The following is a 24,104-nucleotide window of genomic DNA, read 5'->3' as shown; positions in this document are numbered from 1 at the left end:
CGAGTCGCTCTGATCGGCATCAGCGACGGACGGCTCCGGAGAACAGGCGCTCGCGTGGGGGATCTGCGTCGCGCCAGGGCGCGGGAGGGCAGGCGGGGGCGCGTCTTCGCAGGGTGGGGCCGCGCAGGGCGCGCTACGCGGCGGGGAAGTTTCGGCTGCTCTTGATCTGCTCCCAGGCCCAGATGACCCGCGAGAGGCGCTCCTCGGCGTCGCGGCTGCCGCCGTTCATGTCCGGGTGCAGGTCCTTGACCAGGGACTTGTAGCGGGTGCGCAGCGCGGCGCGGTCGGACTGGTCCTCCATCCCCAGGATCTCCAGCGCCCGACGCTCGTTGGCCGGCAGCAGGCGGCGCTTGGGGCGAGCGGCCGCGTCCTGGGCCCGACCGGGGTTGATGGTCGCGTTCTCGCCCAGCACCTGGAACGGGTCGTTGTAGCCGAAGCGCCGCCAGGCCTGGCCCTCGGCATGGCCGTTGGCCGAGACCTGGGGCTTGCCGTCCTTGCCGATCCGCCAGGTCGGCCGATCCCAGACGCTGGCGTGGCGCAGGTAGTCCTCGACCTCCTCCTCGGTGCGGTCGCGGAAGTAGTTCCAGGCCCGATTGTACTCCCGCACATGCTCCAGACAGAACCAGTGGAAGTCGTCGAGATTGTCCGGCGAGCGCGGCGCCCGGTAGAGGCCGGCCGCCTCGCAGCCCTCGCACTCGCACTGGCGCTCCCCGCCCTCGAACGCGCCGGTATGCCCGCGGCGGCGGGCGCGGCGCGCCTTGTCGGCGGACACGGAGACGTCGTAGTCGAGAAACGAGCGGCGCGGCACGCGGGGTCTTCCTTCAGCTTGCGGGTCGACTCGGGACCCGTCAGTCTAGCCCGCGCTCGCCCGAGGAACAGCCGGAGGATGCCGATGATGCGCGGGAACGACGCAGGAGAGCAGGCGGAGGGGCCCTGGGCCCGCCGCATGAGGGAAAAGCTGGTCGCCGAGTTCAACCCCAGCGAGCTTGCGATCGTGGACGAGTCCGAGGGCCACCGCGGACACGGCGGGTATCGCGAAGGCGGCGAAACCCATTTCCGCGTCCATGTGAGGTCCGCGGCCTTTGACGGCAAGAGCCGGGTGCAACGTCAACGCATGGTCATGTCCCTGCTCAAGCCCGAGATGGAGGCGCGCGTTCACGCCCTGTCGCTGTCGCTCGACGGCGAGGCGGGCGCATGAGCCGGCCGGCGCTGCTGCTGGCGATGGGCGCGCTCTGCGCCGCCGCCTCGGGCTGCGCGGTGGCGAGCGTTGCAGGGACCGTGGTCTCGACCACGGTCTCGGTGGCGGGCACGGCGGTGTCGACCACCGCGGATGTGGTGGGCGCGGGCGTCGGCGCGGTCGTCGGGGATGACGACGACGATTGATCGCGCGAGGCCGGATCGATGCGGCCGTGTCCGGCGCTCGGCCTTTCCGAATTCTGGACCGCGACCATCGCCCGGGGCGCGGCTGCGGCGCGGCTCGCCGCCGATCCTCTCGGACGCGCCGGGCTTCTGGCGCGCGCTCGAGGGCCGCGGCGCGGGGCTGCGCACGCACATGATGGCGGGCCTGCCGGCGCGCGGGCCGATGCGGCTGCCGGAGCAGCCCCGAGGCGGTCAGGACGGGCGGGCAGGGGAGCGGCCGGGCAGGGGGCGGCGCGACCGCCCCGCGCCTCAGCGGTCGGCGGGGCCGAGCCGGGGTTCGTCTTCGGCCGCGGGCTGGCGCATCTCGGGCTCGAGCCGCATCATCGCCGCGTCGGGATCGGCGACCGCGCGATGCCCGGCGGCGGGGGCGGCTCTGGGCGCCTGCGGCGCGGGGGCGGGCGAGGAACGCTGGAAAGTGGGGGCCGGCTCGGCGAAACCGGGCTCGGCCCAGTCGTCAGCGGGGTGGGCGGGCGCGGGGCGGGCCTCGACCCGGGCCCGGCGGAACACCAGCACCGAGTGGAACACCGTCTCCCGACGCGAGAGCCAGCCGTGCTTCTCCTCGCAGGGCAGGTTCTCGGCGCGCTGGAACTCCCAGCCGTCGATCGCCTCGTTGGTCAGCGTCTCCTCGATCGTGCGGGCGAAGCTGTCGGGGCCCTTGGCGACACCGCGGTAGCGGCCCGCGCGGCGAGGGGCGGCGACGGTCTTGTACTCGTATGCGCTCATGCGGCTGGTTCCCGGTTGCTCACGGGGCGGACCCTAGCCCGGCGACGGGCGGTTTCCAACTGGTCGGCGAGGTCGCGGCGCGCGTGGCCGCGGGAGGCGGCGGCGGCGCCACGCAGTCCGGGGCGCCGCCGCCGCATGGGCGGCGCCCCCAAGTCCGGAGGGGCGCCCCCCCCCGGCCCGCACGGGGGATCACACCCCCAGCTTGGCGCGGACGATCTCGTTCACCGCCTTGGGGTTGGCCTTGCCGCCGGTGGATTTCATCACCTGGCCCACGAACCAGCCGGCCAGCGAGGGCTTCTCCTGCGCCTGGGCGACCTTGTCGGGGTTGGCGGCGATCACCGCGTCCACCGCCGCCTCGATCTCGCCGGTGTCGGTGACCTGCTTGAGACCGTTGGCCGCGGCCACCTCGGCGGGCTCGCCGCCCTGCTCCCACAGCAGGTCGAACAGCTGCTTGGCCATGGCGCCCGAGATCTCGCCCTTCGCGACCAGGTCGATCACGCCGCCGACCTGGGCGGGGCTGAGCGGCGAGGTTTCGACCGTCAGGCCGGCCTTGTTGAGGCGGCCGAACAGCTCGTTGATCACCCAGTTGGCGGCCTGCTTGCCGTCGCGCCCCTCGGCCACCGCCTCGAAGAAGGCGGCGTTCTCATGCTCGGCCGTCAGGACCGAGGCGTCGTATTCGGTCATCGCGTAGGCGGTGACGAAGCGCAGCTTCTTGGCGTCGGGCAGCTCGGGCAGGCTGTCGCGCACGCGGGCCACATAGGCCTCGTCGATCTCCAGCGGCAGCAGGTCGGGGTCGGGGAAATAGCGGTAGTCGTGCGCCTCCTCCTTGGAGCGCATCGAGCGGGTCTCGCCCTTCGACGGATCGTAGAGCCGGGTCTCCTGGTCGACCGAGCCGCCGTCCTCGAGGATCGCGATCTGGCGCCGCGCCTCGTAGTCGATCGCGGCCTGGATGAAGCGCATCGAGTTCATGTTCTTGATCTCGCAGCGCGTGCCCAGAACCGAGAAGTCGTCGGCCTCGCGGAAGCGCTCGTAATCGCCCGGCTTGCAGACCGAGACGTTGACGTCCGCGCGCAGCGACCCCTCCTGCATGTTGCCATCGCAGGCGCCGAGATAGCGCAGGATCTGGCGCAGCTTGCGCACGTATTCCGCCGCTTCCTCGGGGCCGCGGATGTCGGGGCGGGAGACGATCTCCATCAGCGCGACGCCGGTGCGGTTGAGGTCGACGAAGGACTGGGTGGGGTCCATGTCGTGGATCGACTTGCCCGCGTCCTGCTCGAGGTGGATGCGCTCGATCCGCACGCGGCGGGCGACGCCGGGCTCCATGTCCACCAGCACCTCGCCCTCGCCCACGATCGGGTGCTTGAACTGGCTGATCTGGTAGCCCTGCGGCAGGTCCGGGTAGAAGTAGTTCTTGCGGTCGAAGACCGAGCGCAGGTTGATCTGCGCGTTCAGGCCCAGGCCCGCGCGCACCGCCTGCTCGACGCAGAAGTCGTTGATCACCGGCAGCATGCCGGGCATCGCCGCGTCGACAAGCGAGACGTTGGTGTTGGGCTCCGACCCGAAGGCGGTCGAGGCCCCGGAGAACAGCTTCGACTTCGAGAGGACCTGGGCGTGGACCTCCATGCCGATCACGATCTCCCAGTCGCCCTGGGCGCCATGAAGGACCTTCGCCTGCGGTTCGCGGTAGTCGAGCGCTTCCATGCTTCGTCGGGGCCTCTTGCGGGGGCGCCGCGCGCGGCGGCGCGCGGGAGCGGGGGGCGGGCGCGCGCCGGGGCGCGCAGCGGATCTCGCCCCGGGGGATAGCGCGAAGGCGGCGGGATTTCCAGACGCCGCCGCGATGGCGGAAGGCAGGGCGGGCGGGCGGGCGCAGGGCGCGCGGCGGGCGGGCGCGGGGCGCAAGGCGGGCGGGGGCGTCTTGCCTCGCCCGGGCGGCTACGCGACAGTGATCCCTAGGGCAGGAGGGGCGCGTGGCGGGACAGGCTGCGAAACGGTGGGCGCTGGCGCTCGCGGCGGGGGCGATCGGGCTGGCGCTGGCCGGGCCGGCGCCGGCGCGGGCGGACGTGCTGGAGGCGGCCAAGGCCCGCGGCGCGCTGCGGCTGGGCTACCGGATGGACGCGCCGCCATTCTCCTATGTCGACGATGCGGGCCAGCCGGCGGGCCTTGCGGTTCAGCTCTGCGCGGCCGCGGCGCCGGGGATGATCGAGGCGGCGGGCGGGGCGCTGCGCGTCGAATGGGTCGCGGTGACCGCCGCCGCCCGCTTCGAGGCGCTGGTCGAGGGCCGCATCGATCTTCTGTGCGGGCCGACCACCCAGACCCTCAAGCGCCGGGAAAGCCTGGATTTCTCGATCCCCTACTACGTCGACGGGGCCGGGGTGGTGTTCCGCAAGGGTGGACCCGAGGCGCTCGAGCGGCTGACCGACGAACCGGTGGGCGTGCTCAACGGCACCACCACCGAGGCGCTGGCCCGCCGGATCCTGGCCGAACGCGCCCCGCACGCCGAACTGGTCCTGTTCAGGAGCCATGTCGAGGGGCTCGAGGCGCTGCAGCGCGGCGACGTCGAGGCCTATCTCGGCGACCAGTCGATCCTGCTCTACCAACTGGGGCGGATGCGCCCGACGGTGCAGCCGGTGATCGCGCGGCGGACGCTGTCGCGCGAGCCCTATGCCCTGGCGATGAAACGCGGCGAAAGCCGGTTGCGGCTGGCGGTCGACCGGGAACTGAGCCGCATCTACGAGACCGGCGTCATCTACGACCTGATCCGGGACTCGCTGGGGCGCGTGCAGATCAGCCCGGAGATCGAGGCGATCTACGATGTGGTCGCGATCCCGGACTGACGCGCGGGGGGTCGAAGGGAGCCTCGCGAGGCGGGGCTCGCTCGGGGTCGCGCCGGCGGCGCGCGGCGCCAAGAGCGCGCCTGCGGCGCGGGAAGGGCGCTTCCGAAACTCACCAGAGAACAGAGGCCGCGCCTGCTCTCCGGACCCGCCCGTCGCTGAAGATGCCTGAGCGACTCGCCCGCGGGGGTCAAGGACAAGCCCCCTTCGGGGGTCGCTTCGCGATCCCTGACCCCCGCGGACGAGTCGCTCTTTGCGGCATCAGCGACGGACGGCTCCGGAGAACAGGCGCTCGCGCCCGGGCTGGGGGCGTTGCGCCGGGGCGCGTGCGGCGGGCCGGCGCGCGCGGGGCGTCTGGGGGCCGGGCGTCGTCGCGGCGGTCAGCTGACCGCGCCGGCGAGCTCGCCCCCCAGCGCCTCGGCGCGACGGCGGAGCATGTCGGCGGTGATCAGGACCACGCCGCCTTCGGAGACGCGGAACCATCTGGCGTCCTCGGCCCGGTCCTCGCCCACCACCAGGTCGCGCGGGATCTCGACGCCCGAGTCGATCACCACGTTGCGCAGGCGCGCGTGGCGGTTGACCGTCACATAGGGCAGGGCGACCACCTGGCGAAGCTCGGAATAGGAGTGCGCCTTCACGCCGGTGAACAGCAGACTCTCGCGCACCTGGGCGCCCGAGACGATGCAGCCGCCCGAGATCAGCGCGTTGTAGGCCGAGCCGCGCCGACCGTCGATGTCGTGGACGAACTTGGCGGGGGGCGTCAGCTCGGAATAGGTCCAGATCGGCCAGTCGTTCGACCAGATGTCGAGGCTCGGCTCGAACAGGGTCAGGTCGATGTTGGCCTGGTGAAAGGCGTCCACCGTGCCCACGTCGCGCCAGTAGGGCTCGGTCTCGTCGCCGGTCATCACGCAGCTGTCGGAGAAGCTGTGGGCCTGCGCCCCGCCCGCCGCGACCAGCGCCGGGATCACGTCCTTGCCGAAGTCATGCTCCGAGCGCGGGTTCTCGGCGTCGGCCTGGAGGATCTCGAAAAGCTTGGCCGTCTCGAACACGTAGATGCCCATGGAGGCGAGGCAGCGGCCGGGCTTGCCCTCGATCTCGGGCGGGTCGGCGGGCTTCTCGAGGAAGTCGGTGATCTTGCCGCCCGCGCCCACCGCCATCACGCCGAAGGCGCTGGCCTCGGCCTTCGAGACCTCGATGCAGCCGACGGTCACGTCCGCGCCGCTCTCGACGTGCTGGGCGATCATCCGGCTGTAGTCCATCTTGTAGACGTGGTCGCCGGCCAGGATCACCATGTACTTGGGCTCGTAGCCCTCGATGATGTCGATGTTCTGGAACACCGCGTCGGCGGTGCCGAGATACCAGTTGCGCTCGTCCACCCGCTGGCTGGCGGGCAGGATGTCGAGCCCCTCGCCGCGGGACGAGTTGAAGAACGACCAGCCCCGCTGAACGTGGCGGATCAGCGAATGCGCCTTGTACTGGGTGGCGATGCCGATCCGCCGGATGCCCGAGTTGACCGCGTTCGACAGCGCGAAGTCGATGATCCGCGCCTTGCCGCCGAAATAGACGGCCGGTTTCGCGCGCCGGTCCGTCAGCTCCCGCAGGCGCGAGCCGCGGCCCCCGGCCAGAATGAAGGCCATCGACTGCCGGGCGAGGCCGCCGGGGTCCGAGGCGCCTCTGTGCGTGCCGTTCATCCGACCCTCCCTTCGATCTTTTTCGGTCCCGTTCCGGGACCATATAGGGTTCCCGGGGCGCGGCGCATCGCGGTTGCGCAGCTTTCCAGAGCTTTCTGCGCCCGGCGTCCGGGGATCAGCCTCAGTCGGGACGGCGGGTGAACACAACCCCCATCGAGTCGCGCAGCGTGATCGGACCGCCCGTGTAGTCGGGCCCGATCGAGGGGGTGCGCAGCGCCAGTTCCCATCCCTCCTGGCTCCAGGCCTGGTGGTCGAGGGTGAGAGGATCGAAGTCGTCGGTCTCGCCCCCCTCCATGTGCACCACCATGAACACCTGCTCCCCGTCCGGGCCATGGCGGAAGGAGGTGAACAGCACCGTCCCGTCCACCGGCTGGGCGTAGGAGAAGCTGTCGCGCGGCCCGAAGTTCTGGCGCAGCCAGGGGCGCGCGGCCCGGAACTCCCGCAGCGCCAGCCCGAACGAGGTCTGCGCGTCCGACAGCCGGTCGAGATAGCCCGCGACGTTGCAGTAGTCGTGCATGTCGTCCATCCAGGCCCGCGCGATGGTCTTGAGCCCCGCAGGCGTGAACGGCGTCGGGCCCGCGAGCGGCGGATCGACCCCGTTGAGCAGGGCCGAGATCACGTCGAGGTCGTAGTCGGTGACCTCGACCAGCGCCGGGATCACCTTGAGGTAGCGCTCCAGATCCTCGCGCGTCTCGAAGCCCAGGGCCTTGAGGCGCGCAAAGCTCGAGGACATCGAGTAGGCGTACTCGTCGACCTGCCATTCGAAGCTGACCGCCTCCTCGGCCATGATCTTCACGCCGTACTTGTCGTCCTGGTTGCGGATGAAGCCCCAGGAGGCGCGCGCGACCGCGTTGAGGAAATCCATCGGCACGCCGGGGAAGGCCGCGTAGGTCAGCATCGAGATCGCGGGGTTGTCGTAGGCGTGGTCGAGGATGTCCATCCGCGTGTCGCCCAGCCGCGTGTTCACGTTGAGCTTGGGGTTCACCTGGGTGCCCCGGCGCAGCGTGTCGTGGTTGGCGCAGCCCGAGATCCAGTTCGAGCCGGTCTCGACGATCTCGCGGATGCGCCACCACTTCGACAGCCAGAACGTGTAGAGGAACGGCGTGTTGTGGGCGAAGGTCAGCGGGCCCCACTGGAACACGTCGTCGTCGCGCTGCTTCTCGATCACCGCCTTGTAGGTCGAGGACAGCTCCCAGTCCTCCTGCGGCCAGGGGCGGCCGTCCTCGAACACGAACCAGGGGCGGAACCTCACGCCCGCCACCTCCTGGACCACGTCCGACATCTCCTGGAGGTAGTCGTCGTCGTGGCGCATGACCTCGGCGTCGGCGTCCCACCACTTGAAGTCCTGGGCGCCGTCGACGCGGATCCCGTCGGCGCCGAAGTCGCCCTTGCGGCGCTGCATCTCGAGCAGCATCGCGCGCACGTTCCAGTTCCGGTAATTGACGTTCTGGCCGTACATGTTGGGCCCGGCGAACCAGTGACGGTTGAGCACCTCGAGCCCCTGGTTGTCGGAGTGCCCGTAGACCACGTCGAAGATCAGCTTCTTGGGCCGGCCGGGGAAGTTGTGCAGGGCGGCGGCGACGTCGACCAGCTCGTCCGGGCGGCCCGTCTCGAGGATCGCGGGGTTCACGCCCGCCGCCCCGGCCAGCACGTTGTCGTAGCCCCAGTTGGTGGTGTCGGGCCGGCGCAGATCGATGGTCACCACGTCACCGTAGTCGGCGTCGTCGTGCCAGAAACTGGGCCCGGCCTCATAGACCGTGGTCGGCTCGACCGGCAGAAGCTGCACGGCGTCATAGCCCAGGAACAGGCGGTCGGCAGGCTCCAGCGCGCCGCCGTGGCGCACGCGGTCGCCGACATGCTCGATCTGGCGGGCGAGGCTGGCGAGCGTGCGGCCCACCGTGGCGGTCGAGACGTGGATCTGCAGGATGTTGACCGGCGGACCCAGCTTGGCCGGAGCGCCGTCGAGGCCGGGCTCGAGCGCCTTGAAGTAATCCTGGTCGGCGCGGGCGGCCTGCATCGCCTCCATGTCGTAAAGCTCGGCCGGGGCGAAGACGCCGAAGGGGACCGACACCGCCATCGGGTCGAAAATCCGCTTCCAGTAGCCGTTCGCGTCCCGCCAGGTCAGGCAGTAGAAGTCGCCGATCTGGTCGCGCGTGCCCGCGCGCATCCCCTGCACCGCGCAGAACACCCAGGCGTCGGTGCGCGCCACCGGCACCCGGCTCCGGCGGAAGCGGGCGTTCTGGCGGGAGACCGTCAGGCTGACCTGCGGGTCGGGCTGCAGCACCTCCAGGAACACGTCCCCGTCGGGGATCCGCATCTCCAGCAGCTCGGGCGCCCAGAAGCCGAACTCGGCGACCTCGCCGCGATGGAAGGCGCCCATGCGCTTCGCGGTCAGCTGCGCCGCCTCGTAGTTCGTGGCGGCCGAGGCGTGGACCATGCGGCAGTGTTCCGCAAGCGCCTCGGTGGCGGCGTCGTCGCGAAGGATCATAGGAGGGCGTCTCCTTTCCGGGGGAACGAGGGGCGGGGCGGGGGCGCGGGGCGCGCCCTCAGCCCTCCAGTTCGAAGATCATGCCGGTCAACGGCGGCAGCGAGAGTTTGACCGAGTGCTCGAAGCCATGCGCCGGCGCCGCGTCCGCCGTCACCGTGCCGGAGGGGCCGCGCCCTTCGCCGCCATAGACTTGCGCGTCGGAGTTCATCCGAACGCTCCACTGGCCGGCGCTCGGCACGCCGATGCGCCAGTCGTCGTACTGCGCGCCCGAGAAGTTGTAGACGCACAGCACCGGCCTGGCGCCTTCCGACAGCCGCAGCCAGGCGTAGACCGACTGCGCCTCGGCCGAGCCATCGACCCAGCGGAAGCCGTCCTCGCGGCAGTCGCCTTCGTGCAGCGCCTTAGCGTCGCGATACAAGTGGTTGAGATCGCGAACCAACTTGCGAAGGCCGTCATGCTTGGGATTGGCCAGCAGATCCCAGTCGACCGAGGTCTCGTGGTTCCACTCGGTCGCCTGGCCGAACTCCTGCCCCATGAACAGGAGCTTCTTGCCAGGGTGTCCGAACATGAAGGCGTAATAGGCTCGAAGGTTTGCGAATTTCGCCGGCATCTCGCCCGGCATCTTGGCCAGCATCGAGCCCTTGCCGTGCACCACCTCGTCGTGGCTGATCGGCAGCACGAAGTTCTCCGAGAACGCGTAGTGCAGACCGAAGCTGATCTCGCCGTGGTGGTGGCTGCGGTGCAGGGGATCGCGCTCGATGTACTGGAGCGAGTCGTGCATCCAGCCCATGTTCCACTTGAAGCCGAAGCCGAGGCCCCCCTCGTGCGCGGGCTTGGAGACGCCGGGCCAGGCGGTCGACTCCTCGGCGATGGTCATCACAGAGGGATCATCGCCGTAGACCTCGGAGTTCACACGGCGCAGGAACTCCACCGACTCCCAGTTCTCGCGCCCGCCGTCCTGGTTGGGGATCCACTCGCCCGGCTTGCGGGAGTAGTCGCGGTAGAGCATCGAGGCCACCGCATCGACCCGCAGCCCGTCCACGTGATGCTCGGTCAGCCAGTAGCGGCCGTTGGCGGCGAGGAAGTTGGTCACCTCGCGCCGTCCGAGGTTGTAGATCAGCGTGTTCCAGTCGGGGTGAAAACCCTGGCGGGGGTCGTCGTGTTCATAGAGGTGCGTGCCGTCGAACCTGGCCAGCCCGTGGTCGTCGGCGGGGAAGTGCGCCGGCACCCAGTCGAGGATCAGGCCGAGGCCGGCCTTGTGGCAGGCCTCAACGAAATCGCGGAACTCGTGCGGGCCGCCCAGCCGCGAGGTCGGCGCATAGAGCCCGACCGGCTGGTAGCCCCAGGAGCCGTCGAAGGGATGCTCGGTGATCGGCAGCGCCTCGATGTGGGTGAAGCCCATCTCGGCGACGTAGGGGACCATCTGCTCGGCGAGGTCCCGCCAGCTCAGCCACTCCCAGCCGTTCTTCTTCTTCCACGAGGGCAGGTGCGCCTCGTAGATCGAGATCGGGGCGTTGACCGACTGGCGCGCGGCGCGGCTCTCCATCCAGGCGCCGTCCGACCATTTGCGCCCGCGCAGGTCGCGCACCACCGAGCAGTTGTCGGGCCGCATCTCGGCGCCGAAGCCCACGGGGTCGGATTTCGGGGGCAGCAGCTCCCAGTCCGGGCCCAGCAGCTCGTACTTGTAGCGCGCGCCGTCGCCGACGTCGGGAATGAAGATCTCCCACACGCCGGTCGAGCCGCGGGGGCGCAGGACGTGCTTTCGCCCGTCCCAGTCGTTGAAGTCGCCCACCACCGACACGCGTTTGGCCGAGGGCGCCCAGAGCGCGAAGCTCGTGCCCGTCACGCCCTCATGTTCGCGCACATGAGCGCCCATCACGTCCCACAGGCGGCCGTGCGTGCCCTCGGCGAACAGGTGCTCGTCCATCTCGCCGAGCAGGGGGGCGAAGCGGTAGACCTCCTTCACCTCCCAGTCGGTCTTGCCGCGCCAGGCGCGGTAGTTCCAGCCTTCGGGTCGCCCGTCGAGGAGGGCCGCGAAGACATCCGAGCCCTGGGGGCTCAGCTCGGCGATGGTCTCTCCGGTCAGGGTGATCGCTTCGACGCGCTCGGCGCCGGGGACGAAGGCGGCGATGCGCCACGCGTCCCCCTGCGGATGCGCGCCGAGCACGTCGAAAAGCGAGGTCTGGCGGCCCTGGGCGATGCGCTCGGCCAACTCCGTCGGAATCAGCGGGCCGGCCCCGGGTTCGATCCGGTGCGGGCGATATGTCACGACGATCTCTTCCATTGCTGCTCGCGGCGAGGCCGCGATGGGGCAGGGCGAAGCTGTCCCGGAAACAGTAGGGCGCCGGAGGCTGGCGGACCACCCGTCCCCCGGCCTCCGGCGCCCTGATTTTCCCTCGAAATCACTCGGCGGCGATGCGATCCGGCGTCTCGGCGGCCAGACCGTGAGCAGCCAGGACGTCGCGCAGCTCGGGGTGCGAGGCGGCCAGGTGCAGCTTGGCGGCCAGCATCCCGGCCTTCGAGCCGCAGTCGAAGCGGCGGCCCGAGAACTCGAACCCCGAGAGGCCGACGCGCTTCAGCCCGGCCGCGATCGAGTCGGTCAGCTGGATCTCGCCGCCCGCGCCCGGCTTCTGGCTGGCGAGGTCCTCGAAGATCGAGCTGTCGAGCACATAGCGCCCCACCACCGCGAGACGCGAGGGCGCGTCCTCGGGGTTGGGTTTCTCGACCATGCCGCGGGCGCGGGTGTAGCGGCCGCTGCGCTCCATCGGGTCGAGCACGCCGTAGGATTTGGTCTCGGCCTGGGCGACCTCCATCGCGGCGACGAGGTGGCCGCCGGTCTCGGCATGGGCGTCGGCCATTTCCTTGAGGCAGCCGGGCTCGCCCAGGATCAGGTCGTCGGGCAGGCAGACCGCGAAGGCCTCCTCGGCGACGTGCTCGCGGGCCATCAGAACGGCATGGCCCAGGCCCAGCGGCTCGGGCTGCATGACGAAGTCGATCTGCTCATGCGCGCCCTCGGCCATCTCGCGCAGCATCTCGGCGAGGTCGTCCTTGCCCCGCGCGCAGAGCGTGTCGTGCAGGGCGTGGTCGTGGCGCACGTAGTCCTCGATCGCGCCCTTGGTGGGATGCGAGACGAAGACCATGCGGGTGAAGCCGGCGGCGCGGGCCTCGTCCATGGCGAACTGGATCAGGGGCTTGTCGATGACCGGCAGCAGCTCCTTCGGGGTCGCCTTGGTGGCGGGCAGGAAGCGGGTTCCAAGACCGGCCACGGGGAAAACGACGGTGCGGATGCGCGAAGTCATTACAGGCTCCTTGTCTGTCGGGGGACATGCAGGCGGGGGACACGCAGGCGGAACGCGGGGGAGCGCCTGGGGAAACGGCAAAGCGGCGCCGCTTTTCGCGGCAGGGCGGCGGGGCCCTTTGCGCTGGCTGCACTTGAAGCGTGCGGTCGATCCACGGGTGCGCTCATGGTGATCAGAGTTTAGCGAAAACTCACGCGTTTCAAGGTTTTCTTGCTGCGCCGCAGCGCAGATCGTATTCTGCGCCCGGTTCATCTCAGTATCATGACGCCCGATTTCACCTGTCGGCCCAAGCGGATGCAGGGCCGGGAAGTGATGCGACCGGATGCCCCGAACTGATTTCGCAAGGTCCGTGTAGACTGGGGCGAAAGATGGGCGACATTCGGTGCGCAATTTAGCCAGGCCGTCTCAATAAAAGTATTCGTGCATGGGTTTTGCCTTGCGGGCGATTCGCTGCGGCGCCGAACGACACGGTTGATCGGCGGGGTTGGCCGGGCTATATTTCTCCGTGACATGCCGCGCTGCCGCAACATCGTCGTGCTGACCCGCCGCCGCCTTCGGGCGAGCCGCGCCCGGTCAGACGCGACTCGGGCGGCGCGGGACACGGCCGATTTTCCGCCTATCTCCTGTCCGAGATTGCAAAGACGAGGCCGGCCGGCCCCCGGGACCGATTCGAGGTGAACCCATGAGCGCATTCGACATCGGCGCGTCCGAAGACCGCGCCGCTACGCCGTCCCCCTACCGCCGCGTCGCCGTGATCGGCGCAGGCTCGTGGGGCACGGCGCTCGCGATCATCGCGGCCAAGGCGGGCCGCGGCGTCACCCTCTGGGCGCGGCGCGAGGATCACGCCCGCGCCCTGCGCGAGGATGGCCGCAACGCCCGCTACCTGCCCGACGTGGACCTGCCGGACTCGATCCGCGTCACCTCCGACCTCGCCATCGCGGTCGAGGATGCGGACGCGATCCTGATGGTCGTGCCGTCCTCGGCGGTGCGCGAGACGGCCAAGAAGCTGTCCGAGCTGATCCCCGCCACCACCCCGGTGATCCTGGCGGCCAAGGGGATCGAGCCGGGCTCGGGCCTGCTGATGTCGGACGTGGCGGCCGAGGAGTTGAACGGCAATCCGATGGGGGCGCTGTCGGGGCCCAACTTCGCGGCCGAGGCGGCCTCGGGTCACCCCACCGCCTGCACCATCGCCTCCGACTGCGGCGAGAAGTTCGACACCTCGCCCGAGACCACGGTCGCCGCCCGCATGGCGGTCGCCATGGGGACCGAGAGCTTCCGCCCCTACATCTCCGACGACCTGCCGGGCGTGGAGGTGGGCGGCGCGCTGAAGAACGTCATCGCCATCGCCTGCGGCATCGCCACCGGCGCGGGCTTTGGCGCCAACACCCGCGCGGCCCTGATCACCCGGGGCCTCGACGAGATGAAGCGCCTGGCCGAGCCGCTGGGCGGCCGACGCGAGACCGTCACCGGCCTCGCCGGCGTGGGCGACCTGACGCTGACCTGCTCCTCGGAGGCCTCGCGCAACATGAGCTTCGGCCTGCAGCTGGGGCAGGGCATCCCACGCGAGGAGTGCTTCGAGGGCAAGCCGGTGGTGGTCGAGGGCGACCGCAACGCGCTCTCGGTCACCGACCTGGCGCGCAAGCACGGCGTCCACCTGCCGATCTGCGAGGCCGTGCGCGGCATCCTGCACGAGGGGCACGCCGTCTCCGCCGCCTTCGCAATGCTGTGGGGCAAGCCGATCGAAGGCGAGCCCCGCGCGCTGGTGGAGCTGGAGATCGGCCACCCCCACGCCCGCCGCGCCCGCTGGCATTTCGAGGAGATCCTTTCGTGAGCGCAGACGCGAGCACCGGCAAGCCGAGCGACCCGAAACCCGGCATGAAGCCCGGCGAGGACACGCTGTCCGATCCCGCGCTGCCGGAGGTGAAGACGCTGCACCCGCCCGAGGGCTCCCCCTCGGCCGAGCACCGCGACTTCGCCAAGCGCCGCTTCGTGCTGGCCACGGATCTCGACGGCACTTTCCTCGGCGGCTCGGACGCGGATCGCCGCGCGCTCTACGAGTGGATCGACGCCAACCGCGATGAGATCGGACTGATCTTCGTGACCGGCCGCGACCCGGAGTTCCTCGAGGAGCTGTGCCGCGGTCCCGTGCCCTGGCCCGACTACGTGGTCGGCGACGTCGGCACCACCATCGCGCGCATGGAGTTTTCCGACGACGAGCCGGGGCAGGGGCGCGTGAAGCCCATCGCCGCGCTGGAAGAGCAGATCGCCGCGATCTGGGACGACGCCGGGCCGAAGGTGCGCCGCGCGCTCGACGGCCACCCCGGCCTGACGCTGCAGCCGACGCCGTTCCGCTATCGCGTCTCCTACGACTACGACCCCGAGACCTTCGACCCCTCGGCGATCGAGATCGTGAAGGAGATCGGCCACGACCCGCTGATCTCGGCCGACATCTTCTTCGACGTGCTGCCGCGCGGGGTCTCCAAGGGCCCCTCGCTGCTGCGGCTGCTGGCCTTCCTGGGCGTTCAGGAGAACAAGACCCTGGCCGCGGGCGACACGCTCAACGATCTGTCGATGCTGGACATGGACGTGCCCGCCGTGGCGGTGGGCAACTCCGAGCCCGGCCTGAGCGAGCGCCTGCGCGACCGCGACACGCTGCACCGGGCCTCGGCCCATGGCGCGGGCGGGATCCTCGAGGCGATCGCGGCGCTCGGGCTGCATCCCTCGCCGCCTCGCCCGGCCGCGACGGCGGCCTGACCCTCCGCGCGCCCGCCGGACCGCCGGCGCGCGCGCATCCATCGACCGCCCCGCGATCCCTCGCTGCGGGCGGCGCTCACAGAACCGACCGGGAGAAAAGCTGATGTCCTCCGATCTCGTGATCGTCTACCACCGCCAGCCCTACGAGGAGGTCGTGGTCGACGGGGTGGTCGAGCGACGCGCGAACAAGAGCCCCAACGGCATCGTCCCGACCCTGAAGAGCTTTTTCGGCCGCGTGGGCAAGGGCGCCTGGGTGGCCTGGAAGCTCGCCGACGATCCCAACGAGCCCGACTTCGAGCCGGTGGTCGAGATCACCGACAATTTCGGCACCTACAACGTCTCGCGCCTGCCGCTGCGCGAGGCGCAGGTCAGCTCGTTCTACCACGTCACCTCGAAGGAGGCCTTCTGGCCGATCCTCCATTCCTTCAAGGACAAGTACAATTACGACCCCGTCGACTGGCCGACCTTCCGCGAGGTGAACTGGGCCTTTGCCGAGGCCGCGGCCAACGAGGCCGCGCAGGGCGCCGTCGTCTGGGTGCATGACTACAACCTGTGGCTGGTGCCGGCCTATCTGCGCACGCTGCGGCCCGACGTGAAGATCGCCTTCTTCCATCACACGCCCTTCCCCTCGGCCGACATGTTCAACGTGCTGCCCTGGCGGGCGGAGATCGTGCAGTCGCTGCTGGCCTGCGACATCGTCGGCTTCCACATCCCGCGCTATGCGCAGAACTTCATCCACGTCGCCCGCTCGCTCTTCGACATCGAGGGGGTGGAGGAGGAGAAGTCGAACCCCGACTTCGTCCCCGCCGGCGGCATGGCCCTGCAGGAGCGGATCACCCCCACCTTCCTGCTGCACGAGGGCCGGCGCATCGCCATCGGCGCCTTCCCGGTCGGCGTGGACGTGGAGTTCATCCAGGATCGCGCCCGCACGCCCGAGACCGCGGTGTCGCGCTACCAGATCCGCGAGGGGCTGGGCGACGACTGCAAGCTGATCGTCTCGGTCAGCCGCACCGACTACACCAAGGGCAACATCGAGCAGCTGCAGGCCTTCGAGCGGCTGCTGGAGCGACGGCCCGAGCTGCGCGGCAAGGTGCGTCTGATGCATGTCTCGGTGACGGCCAACCGGTCGATGACCGCTTATGAGACGGTGCAGAACGAGATCGAGTCGATCTCGGGCCGGATCAACGGCCGCTTCGGCAGTTTCGAGTGGCAGCCGGTCTCGCTGATCGGCACCGCGATCCCGTTCGAAGAGCTGATCGCCTATTACCAGGCCGCCGACGTCTGCTGGATCACGCCGCTCGCCGACGGTCTGAACCTGGTGGCCGAGGAGTTCTGCGCGGCGCGCACCGACGGCGACGGGGTGCTGGTGCTCTCGGAGTTCGCGGGCGTGGCGGTGGCGCTGTCGGACGCGGTGATCACCAACCCGTTCTCGCACAAGGCGATGGACTCGGCGATCGACCAGGCGCTTGACATGACCGAGGAGGAGCGCCGGGCGCGGATGCTGCAGCTTCGCCGCAAGGTCGCGAAATACGACATCAAGGCCTGGGCGGGCGAGCAGCAGCGGCTGTTCGACCTCGTCTCCAAGGACGGCGAGGGGAAGACCGAGGCGGCCTGAGGGCTGCGCCCCCGGCCCGCCGGGGAGGCCGCGCGTCGCGGTTGCGCGCGTGGCGGCGTGTCGCGCGCGCGGCCGGATCGGCGGCGCCGCGCGTGGCGGGCGGACCCGGGACGGGCGGGTCGCGGGGCGCGGCGGTCGAACCGGGTGGTGGCCGGGCGCCGGGCGCCGCCGCGCGTGGGTCGCGTCGCGGGTCCGGGCAGGGCGGGGCGGGGCGCGCGGGGAGAGCGACTCGATTTCCTCGGCCCTCGGGCTCGGCTAGACCTTCGCCAATGAAGGGCGAGGGGGGAGCCAATGACCGATCAGGACCGGGCCTGGCGGCGGAGCCTGCTGACGGCGCTGGGGCTTGCGGCCGCCTCGGCGATCGCGCTGGGGTTCTCGCGCTTCGCCTATTCCCTGTTGCTGCCGGCGATGCAGGCCGACCTCGGGCTCAGCTATGTGGCGGCCGGGGCGCTGAACACGTTCAACGCGGTGGGCTACCTGGCCGGGGCCTTCGGCGCGGCCTGGGCGGCGCGGCGCTGGGGGCCCGGGCGGCCCTTCGCGGCGGGGGTGGCGCTGAGCACGCTGGCGCTGCTGGCCACGGCCTTTCCCGACAGTCTGGATGCGCTCTCGGCGCTGCGCGCGCTGGGCGGGTTCTTCGGCGCCTTCGCCTATATCCTGGGCGCGGCGCTGGCGGGCGGCGCGGCGCCGGGCCAGTCGCCCGAGCGGCGGGGGGTGCTGGTGGGCATCTACTCGGCGGGACCGGCGGCGGGGATCGTGCTCTCGGGGCTGGCCGTGCCCGCGGCGGCCGGGCTCGACGAGAGCGGCTGGCGCGCAGGCTGGCTGGCGCTGGCCGCAATGGCCGCGGTCGGCACGGCGCTGGCGCTGCCCGCCGCCCGGGCGGCGAGGCCGCCTGGCCCTCCGCAACGCGGCGGGCGGCTGGCGCGCGAGGACTTCCTGCACATCCTGCCCACAACGCTCGCCTACACCTGTTTCGGCGCGGGCTACGCCGGCTGGACCACCTTCGTGGTCGCCATGCTCAAGGCCCAGGGCGGATCCGAGACCATGGTCTCGAGCTTCTGGATCGTGATGGGGGCGGTGGGGGTCTGCTCCTCGGTGGTCTGGGGGCGGACGCTGGGGCGCCTGCCCTCCAACCGGGGGCCGGCCATCGCCTATGCCGCGACGCTGGTGGGGGCGATGCCGGCGCTGATCTGGCCCGGACCGGTGGGGGCCTACGCCTCGGCGATCCTCTACGGGGGGAGCGTGATGGCGGGGCCGAGCTCGATCGCGATCATCGCCCAGCGGCACCTGGCGCCGGGCTCGATCGCCGCGGCGCTGGCGGCGATGACCATCTGCTTTGCGGTGGGGCAGTCGGCCGGGCCGATCCTGTCGGGCTGGGTCTCGGACGCCACCGGCGACGTCTCGGCGGGGCTGTGGAGCGCGCCGATCCTGCTGGCGGGGGCGGCGGTGTGCTCGATGTTCCAGAAGCCGCCGCGCGAGGCGGAGTTGCGGGGCTGAAGGCCCGCGGGGGCGACGGCGAGACCCATGGCCCCTTCCGCGGCCCTTTCAACGTCCCTTGCCCGTCAACCTTTCGTCAACCTGTTCGCGCTCATGCCGGAGCGGCGGGGGGTGCGCGGCGCGCTGCGGCCTCCCGTTCATTGCTCGCCGGTCCGGGGGCGTGCATCCTGACCCCGGCCCATCCTGACGCCCCCCTCGCCGGAGCCGCCCCTTGCAGATCCTCTCCGTCGTCTCGGAATGCGCCCCGCTGGTGAAGACCGGGGGGCTGGCCGACGTGGCCGGCGCGCTTCCCGGCGCGCTGGCGCCGCTGGGCGTGCGCATGCGCACCCTGCTGCCGGCCTATCCGGGCCTGGCCGAGCGTCTCGCGAATGTCCGCGCCCACGACTGGGCCACCCCCTTCGGCGAGGTCCGCCTGCTCGAGGGCGAGGCCGAGGGGCTGGACCTGATTCTGGCGCAATCCCCCCTCTATGCCCGCGCCGGGGGCCCCTACACCGGGCCCGACCGGCGCGACTGGCCCGACAATCACCTGCGCTTCGGCCTGCTGTCCTGGCTGGGGGCGGGGGTGGCAACCTGGGGGCTCGAGGGCTGGCGGCCCGACGCGGTGCATGCCCATGACTGGCAGGCGGGGCTCGTGCCGACCTACCTGCGCCTCGCCGGGCCCGAGTCGCCGCGCGCCGTGATCACCATCCACAACGTCGCCTTCCAAGGCATGTTCGGCGCCGAGGCGCTGGGCGCGCTGGCCCTGCCGCAGGCGATGTTCACCCATGAGCATGTCGAGTTCCACGGCCGCGTCAGCTTCCTCAAGGCCGGGCTCGCCCATGCCGAGCGGATCACCACCGTCTCGCCCACCTATGCGCGCGAGCTGCTGACGCCGCCGTTCGGCTGGGGGCTCGACGGGCTGCTGCGCCACCGGGCCTCGGACCTCGAGGGGATTCTCAACGGCATCGACACCGAGGTCTGGGATCCCGCCCGCGATCGCGAACTGGTCGCCAACTACGACCGCCCGCGGCTGAAGGCCCCCAACCGCGCGGCCGTCTGCGCCCGTTTCGGGATCGAGCCCGCGCCCGGCGCGCCGCTGTTCTGCGTGGTCAGCCGCATGACCCGGCAGAAGGGCCTCGACCTGCTGCTCGAGGCGCTGCCGGCGCTGCTCGAGGAGGGGGCCGCGCTCGCGGTCATCGGGTCGGGGGACGAGGATCTCGAGCGGGGGTTCCTCGCCGCGGCCGCCGACCATCCCGGGCGGGTCGGGGTCGAGATCGGCTATGACGAGCCCGCCTCGCATCTGCTGCAGGCCGGGGCGGACGCGATCCTGATCCCCTCGCGGTTCGAGCCCTGCGGCCTGACCCAGCTGATCGGCCTGCGCTACGGGACCGCGCCGGTGGCCGCGCGCACCGGCGGGCTGGCCGACACCATCGTCGACGCCAACGCCGCGGCGCTGCGCGCGGGGGCCGCCACCGGCTTCCTGCACGCGCCCGACGACGTGGCCGACCTCGCCCACGCCATCCGGAGGACCTGCCTCGTGCATCGCGACGCCAAAGCCTGGTCGAAGCTGACCCGCAAAGCCATGGCCCACCCCGTGGGCTGGGAGGTCAGCGCCCGGGCCTACGCCGCCCTCTACCGTCGTCTGGCGCCGGGCGCCGCATGAGCCTTAAAGTCACGGAAGGATCGCCGGCCGTCCTCGGCCTTCGTCTCGACGACGCGGGCGCCAACATCGCCGTGCTCTCGGCCCATGCCGAGCGGATCGAGCTGTGCCTGTTCGACCCCGACGGGCGCGAGACCGCGCGCCTGCCGTTGCCGGGCCGCACCGGCGACGTGCGCCACGCCCATGTCGCGGGGATCGAGGCGGGCCAGCGCTACGCCCTGCGCGCCCACGGCCCCTGGGACCCCGCGGGCGGCCATCGCTTCAACCCCGCCAAGCTGCTGCTCGACCCCTGGGCGCTGGCCTTCACCGGCGAGCCGCGCTGGGACGAGCGTCTCTGCGCCCACGCCCCCGGCGAGCCGCTGACCCCGGACCTCACCGACAGCGCGCCCCTGATGCCCCGCTGCGTCGCGGTTCACGATCGCCCCGAAGTCGACCCCGCCGAGCGCCCCCGCCATGCCCCCGAAAAGCTGGTGGTCTACGAGGCGCATGTCCGCGGCCTGACCGAGCTGCACCCCGAGATCCCCGAGGAGATCCGCGGAACCTACGAGGCGCTCGGCCATCCCGCGATCCTCGACCACCTTCGCCGGCAGGGCGTCACCGCGCTGGAGCTGCTGCCGGTGCAGGCCTTCGCGGACGAGCCGCACCTGACCCGCCTCGGGCTGAAGAACTACTGGGGCTACAACACCTTAGGCTTTTTCGCGCCGACGCCCCGCTACATGGGGCCGAAGGGGGCGGACGGGCTGCGCGAGGCGATCGCGGCGCTGCACGGGGCCGGGATCGAGGTGATCCTCGACGTCGTTTATAACCACTCGGCCGAGGGGGACGAGGACGGACCCGCGTTCCTGTTCCGCGGGCTCGACGACGCCAGCTGGTATCGCCACCATCCCGACGCGCCCGGCGGCTATTCGAACGAGACCGGGTGCGGCAACACGCTGGACCTGTCGAAGCCCTTCGCCCAGCGGCTGACGCTCGAAAGCCTGCGCTGGTGGGCGACGCGGATGGGCGTGGACGGCTTCCGCTTCGACCTTGCCCCGGTGCTGGCGCGGGGGCGGGACGGCGAGGTGGACCTGACCTCGGACTTCCTCGCCACCCTGCGCGCGGACCCCGCGCTGTGCGACCTGCACCTGATCGCCGAGCCCTGGGACATCGGCCCCGGCGGCTGGCAGACCGGGGGCTTTCCCGCCGGCTGGCGCGACTGGAACGACGGCTTCCGCGACGCCGCGCGGCGCTTCTGGAAGGGCGAGGCGCGGGGGATCCATGACCTCGCCTCGGGCCTGCTGGGCTCGGCCGAGGCGTTCGACCACGACAACCGGCCGGCCTGGTCCTCGGTCAACTTCGTCTCGGCCCATGACGGGTTCACGCTCGCCGATCTGACCCTCTATGCCGAGCGGCGCAACTGGGCCAACGGCGAGGAGAACCGCGACGGCCATTCCCATGAGGACAGCGACCCGATGGGCCCCGAGGGTCCCGGCGACCCCCGGCAGGAGGCCGCCCGCGCGCGGCGCCGGCGCAACCTGCTGCTGAGCGTGTTCGTCGCGCAGGGCACGCCGATGCTGCGCGCGGGCGACGAGGTCGGCCAGAGCCAGGGCGGCAACAACAACGCCTATTGCCAGGACAACGAGACCACCTGGATCGACTGGGCGCGCGGCGACGAGGATCTGGCCGCCTTCGCCTCGGCCGCGGCCTCCCTGCGCGCGCGCCTGCCCGTGCTGAGCCAGTCGCAGTTCCTGCACGGCGCCCTGCGCGCGGACGGGACGTCCGAGTCCGGCTGGACCGCCCTGACCGGCGGCGCGCCCGAGTGGGAGAACGACGCGCTCCCCGGCCTGACGCTGACCGTGCGCGGCGCGGCCGGGGGGCGCCCCGATCCCGCCCCCGTGGCCGTCGCCCTGAACGCAGGCGCGACGCCCTCGCCCCTGGTGCTGCCCGAGGCAGGGCCGGGCCTGCGCTGGCGTCTCGCGCTCGACACCGCCCATCCCCAAGGCGCCCCCGAGACCCCCGACACGATCCCGCTCGAGATCGGCGGCGACCATGCGCTGGTCTTCGAAGGCGTGCCGGCCGATCCCGCCCCCGTCCGCCTGGCGCGCGAGGCCGGGATCTTCGAGCGCTACCATGAGATCAACGGGACCGAGCGCCCCGCCTCGGAGGCGACCCGCGCCGCCCTGCTGCGCGCCATGGAACTGCCGACCGACGAGGCCGGCGCGCAGGCCGCGCTGTCGGCCCGCGCCGCCGCCGCCCCCCGGCGCCTCCCGCGCGAGGCGGTGACGGCGGCCGACGACGGGCAGGGCGGGGGCGAGGCCTGGCCGCTGCCCGACCTGCTGGGCTGGACCGTGCGGCTCGAATCCGGCGAGACGCTCTCGGGCGGCGTCGGCGAGCCGGTTCCCCCGCTGCCCCCCGGGCTGCATGTGCTCGCGGCGGGGGGGGAGGAGATGCTGCTTGCCGCCGCCCCGCGCGCCGCGCCCTCGGTGGAATCCGTGGCGGGGCGGGCCCGCGTCTGGGGCCTGACCGGCGCCGTCTACGCGCTGACCGGGCCGCAGAGCCTGGCGGAGGGCGATTTCGCCGACCTCGCCGAAGCCGCCGTCTCGGCCGCCTCGCTGGGCGCGGCCTTCGTGGGGGTGAACCCGATCCACGCGCTGGGCGTCGCCTATGGCGGGATCAGCCCCTATTCGCCCTCGACCCGCGTGGCGCTCGATGCGCGTCGCGTGGCGCCGCGGCTGGTCCCCGGCTTCTCGCCTCACCTGCTCCCCGGACAGGCGATGCAGGCGCTCGAGGCCTGGGCCGACGCGCCCCTGACCGACCCCGAGCTGCACCGCCGCCTGCGCGAGCCCGCCCTGCGCGCGCTGTTCGAGAAGACCTGGGCCACGCCCGGCGCCCCTGAGGCGGCCGCGTTCGAGGCCTGGCTCGCCGGTCCCGGCGCCCCGCGCCTGCCCTTCGCCACCTACGAGGCGCTGTCCGAGCGGCACGGCGAGGACTGGCGCGCCTGGCCCGAGGCGCTGCGAGACCCGATCTCGCCCGAGGTCGCGACCTTCGCCAAGGCCAATGCGCCCGCGATCCGATACCACGCCTGGCTGCAGTGGCTGGCCGAGGAGCAGCTCGCCGCCGCCCAGGCGGCCGCGACCGGGGCGGGGATGGCGCTGGGGCTCTACCTCGACATCGCGGTCGGCGTGCGTCCGGGCGGGGCCGAGACCTGGGCCAGTCCCTTGGCCTTCGCCCGCGGCGTCAGCCTGGGCGCGCCGCCTGACGCGCTCAACAGCCAGGGCCAGGCCTGGGGCCTCGCGCCCTATGACCCCGAGGGGCTGCGCCGCCTGCGCTACGCGCCGTTCCGCGAGATGCTGCGCGCGGCGATGAAACATGCCGGCGCGGTGCGCATCGACCATGTCATCGGCCTCGACCGCTGCTTCTGGGTCCCCGAGGACGGGACCCCCGGCGGCTATGTCAAATATCCCACCGAGATGCTGATGGCCCTGGTGCGGATCGAGGCCGCCAAGCGCGGCTGCGTGGTGGTGGGCGAGGATCTGGGCACCGTGCCCGACGGCCTGCGCGACCGGCTCGCCGAGTCTAACCTGCACGGCTGCGCCATCCTGCAGTTCGAGGGCGGACCGGGCGGCTACCGCAATCCGGGCGACTTCGCGCCGGCGAGCCTCGCCGCCTTCGGCACCCACGACACGCCGACGCTGGCGGGGTGGTGGGCCGCCGACGACGCCGACCTGCGCCTCTCGCTGGGCCACATCGACGCGCAGGGGGCCGAGGCGGTGCGCGCAGAACGCGCCGTCGCCCGCGCCGCCATCTGCCGCCTGCTGGTCGAGGAGGATCTGCTGCCCGAGGGCGTCGACCCCGAGGCCCCCCCGGCCGAGGCGGACGCCGCCCTGCGCGACGCGATCCACGCGCTTCTGGCCCGCGGCGCCTCGGCGCTGATGGCGGTGCAGATCGACGACGTCTTTGGCGTGCGGGAGCCTCAGAACGTGCCCGGAACCACGGTCGAGGCGCCGAACTGGCGGCGCCGCCACCCTGTTCGCGCTGCCGAAATCGGCGGCGCCGCGGTGCTCACGGCCCTGGCCAAGCGCCTAGAATTCGAGCGATCCCGGTGAACCTGCGACGAACGCCCCCTCTGTTCGTTGCCCTTTAGCAATCTATCGTGCAGTAACCTCGCCCGT

16 protein-coding genes are annotated in these 24,104 nt (G+C 71.8%); 9 read left to right on the top strand and 7 right to left on the bottom strand.

Annotated features, from left to right (window positions below; genetic code table 11):
• Positions 1-133: 133 nt before the first annotated feature.
• Positions 134-808: a J domain-containing protein gene (locus AAC134_RS16395; RefSeq protein WP_339950194.1), complete on the bottom strand. Its 675-nt coding sequence runs from the start codon at positions 806-808 to the stop codon at positions 134-136.
• A gap of 78 nt (positions 809-886) precedes the next feature.
• Here AAC134_RS16395 and AAC134_RS16390 point away from each other — a divergent pair, with 78 nt between their 5' ends.
• Together AAC134_RS16390 and AAC134_RS16385 are read left to right on the top strand one after the other, a co-directional pair.
• Positions 887-1,198, top strand: coding sequence for a BolA family protein (locus tag AAC134_RS16390; protein WP_339950193.1), 312 nt, complete (start codon positions 887-889; stop codon positions 1,196-1,198).
• Entirely contained in the window at positions 1,195-1,383 is a 189-nt protein-coding gene (locus AAC134_RS16385; RefSeq protein WP_339950192.1) for a hypothetical protein, read from the top strand. The genes AAC134_RS16390 and AAC134_RS16385 overlap by 4 nt, the downstream gene beginning before the upstream one ends.
• A gap of 285 nt (positions 1,384-1,668) precedes the next feature.
• Here the strand turns inward: AAC134_RS16385 and AAC134_RS16380 are convergent, their stop codons facing one another.
• Both AAC134_RS16380 and gatB read right to left on the bottom strand, forming a co-directional pair.
• A complete protein-coding gene (locus AAC134_RS16380) occupies positions 1,669-2,142 on the bottom strand; it encodes a DUF4177 domain-containing protein (protein WP_339950191.1) in 474 nt (157 codons plus the stop codon).
• 189 nt (positions 2,143-2,331) lie between these two features.
• A complete protein-coding gene (gene gatB, locus AAC134_RS16375) occupies positions 2,332-3,843 on the bottom strand; it encodes an Asp-tRNA(Asn)/Glu-tRNA(Gln) amidotransferase subunit GatB (RefSeq protein WP_339950190.1) in 1,512 nt (503 codons plus the stop codon).
• Positions 3,844-4,109: 266 nt separating this feature from the next.
• Between gatB and AAC134_RS16370 the strand changes: the two genes are divergently transcribed.
• Entirely contained in the window at positions 4,110-4,976 is an 867-nt protein-coding gene (locus AAC134_RS16370) for an amino acid ABC transporter substrate-binding protein (RefSeq protein ID WP_339950189.1), read from the top strand.
• A 377-nt stretch (positions 4,977-5,353) separates the two neighbouring features.
• Here AAC134_RS16370 and glgC read toward each other — a convergent pair whose 3' ends face one another.
• The 4 genes from glgC to AAC134_RS16350 form a co-directional block, all read right to left on the bottom strand.
• Positions 5,354-6,664 (bottom strand): glucose-1-phosphate adenylyltransferase, encoded by a 1,311-nt coding sequence (glgC, locus tag AAC134_RS16365; protein ID WP_339950188.1) that lies wholly within the window; start codon positions 6,662-6,664, stop codon positions 5,354-5,356.
• 121 nt (positions 6,665-6,785) lie between these two features.
• On the bottom strand, positions 6,786-9,152 hold the full coding sequence (gghA, locus tag AAC134_RS16360; RefSeq protein WP_339950187.1) for a glucosylglycerol hydrolase: 2,367 nt from the start codon (positions 9,150-9,152) through the stop codon (positions 6,786-6,788).
• A gap of 58 nt (positions 9,153-9,210) precedes the next feature.
• A complete protein-coding gene (gene glgB, locus AAC134_RS16355) occupies positions 9,211-11,421 on the bottom strand; it encodes a 1,4-alpha-glucan branching protein GlgB (RefSeq protein WP_339950186.1) in 2,211 nt (736 codons plus the stop codon).
• A gap of 133 nt (positions 11,422-11,554) precedes the next feature.
• On the bottom strand, positions 11,555-12,451 hold the full coding sequence (locus tag AAC134_RS16350; protein ID WP_339950185.1) for a UTP--glucose-1-phosphate uridylyltransferase: 897 nt from the start codon (positions 12,449-12,451) through the stop codon (positions 11,555-11,557).
• 682 nt (positions 12,452-13,133) lie between these two features.
• Here AAC134_RS16350 and AAC134_RS16345 point away from each other — a divergent pair.
• The 6 genes from AAC134_RS16345 to glgX all read left to right on the top strand — a co-directional run bounded on the left by AAC134_RS16345 (position 13,134) and on the right by glgX (position 24,038).
• Positions 13,134-14,282 carry an NAD(P)H-dependent glycerol-3-phosphate dehydrogenase gene (locus AAC134_RS16345; protein WP_339950184.1) on the top strand — a complete coding sequence of 383 codons (1,149 nt, stop codon included), beginning with the start codon at positions 13,134-13,136 and terminating at the stop codon, positions 14,280-14,282.
• Positions 14,279-15,205 carry an HAD family hydrolase gene (locus tag AAC134_RS16340; RefSeq protein ID WP_339950183.1) on the top strand — a complete coding sequence of 309 codons (927 nt, stop codon included), beginning with the start codon at positions 14,279-14,281 and terminating at the stop codon, positions 15,203-15,205. The genes AAC134_RS16345 and AAC134_RS16340 overlap by 4 nt, the downstream gene beginning before the upstream one ends.
• 103 nt (positions 15,206-15,308) lie before the next feature.
• Entirely contained in the window at positions 15,309-16,820 is a 1,512-nt protein-coding gene (ggpS, locus tag AAC134_RS16335) for a glucosylglycerol-phosphate synthase (protein ID WP_339950182.1), read from the top strand.
• A gap of 291 nt (positions 16,821-17,111) precedes the next feature.
• Complete coding sequence (locus tag AAC134_RS16330; RefSeq protein WP_339950181.1) at positions 17,112-18,314, top strand: YbfB/YjiJ family MFS transporter; 1,203 nt, start codon at positions 17,112-17,114, stop codon at positions 18,312-18,314.
• A gap of 211 nt (positions 18,315-18,525) precedes the next feature.
• Positions 18,526-19,956 (top strand): glycogen synthase GlgA, encoded by a 1,431-nt coding sequence (gene glgA, locus AAC134_RS16325; RefSeq protein WP_339950180.1) that lies wholly within the window; start codon positions 18,526-18,528, stop codon positions 19,954-19,956.
• Positions 19,953-24,038 (top strand): glycogen debranching protein GlgX, encoded by a 4,086-nt coding sequence (gene glgX, locus AAC134_RS16320; RefSeq protein ID WP_339950179.1) that lies wholly within the window; start codon positions 19,953-19,955, stop codon positions 24,036-24,038. The genes glgA and glgX overlap by 4 nt, the downstream gene beginning before the upstream one ends.
• Positions 24,039-24,104 lie beyond the last annotated feature (66 nt).

This window comes from uncultured Albimonas sp., assembly GCF_963977235.1.
Taxonomy (GTDB): domain Bacteria; phylum Pseudomonadota; class Alphaproteobacteria; order Rhodobacterales; family Rhodobacteraceae; genus Albimonas.
The sequence above is the reverse complement of the archived record's forward strand: the minus strand, read 5'-3'. Positions and strand labels throughout refer to the sequence as shown.

Coding starts and splice junctions, on each gene's coding strand:
- AAC134_RS16390 (WP_339950193.1), top strand. CDS start 887: ATGCCGATGATGCGCGGGAACGACGCAGGAGAGCAGGCGGAGGGGCCC.
- AAC134_RS16385 (WP_339950192.1), top strand. CDS start 1,195: ATGAGCCGGCCGGCGCTGCTGCTGGCGATGGGCGCGCTCTGCGCCGCC.
- AAC134_RS16380 (WP_339950191.1), bottom strand. CDS start 2,142: ATGAGCGCATACGAGTACAAGACCGTCGCCGCCCCTCGCCGCGCGGGC.
- gatB (WP_339950190.1), bottom strand. CDS start 3,843: ATGGAAGCGCTCGACTACCGCGAACCGCAGGCGAAGGTCCTTCATGGC.
- glgC (WP_339950188.1), bottom strand. CDS start 6,664: ATGAACGGCACGCACAGAGGCGCCTCGGACCCCGGCGGCCTCGCCCGG.
- gghA (WP_339950187.1), bottom strand. CDS start 9,152: ATGATCCTTCGCGACGACGCCGCCACCGAGGCGCTTGCGGAACACTGC.
- AAC134_RS16350 (WP_339950185.1), bottom strand. CDS start 12,451: ATGACTTCGCGCATCCGCACCGTCGTTTTCCCCGTGGCCGGTCTTGGA.
- AAC134_RS16345 (WP_339950184.1), top strand. CDS start 13,134: ATGAGCGCATTCGACATCGGCGCGTCCGAAGACCGCGCCGCTACGCCG.
- ggpS (WP_339950182.1), top strand. CDS start 15,309: ATGTCCTCCGATCTCGTGATCGTCTACCACCGCCAGCCCTACGAGGAG.
- AAC134_RS16330 (WP_339950181.1), top strand. CDS start 17,112: ATGACCGATCAGGACCGGGCCTGGCGGCGGAGCCTGCTGACGGCGCTG.
- glgX (WP_339950179.1), top strand. CDS start 19,953: ATGAGCCTTAAAGTCACGGAAGGATCGCCGGCCGTCCTCGGCCTTCGT.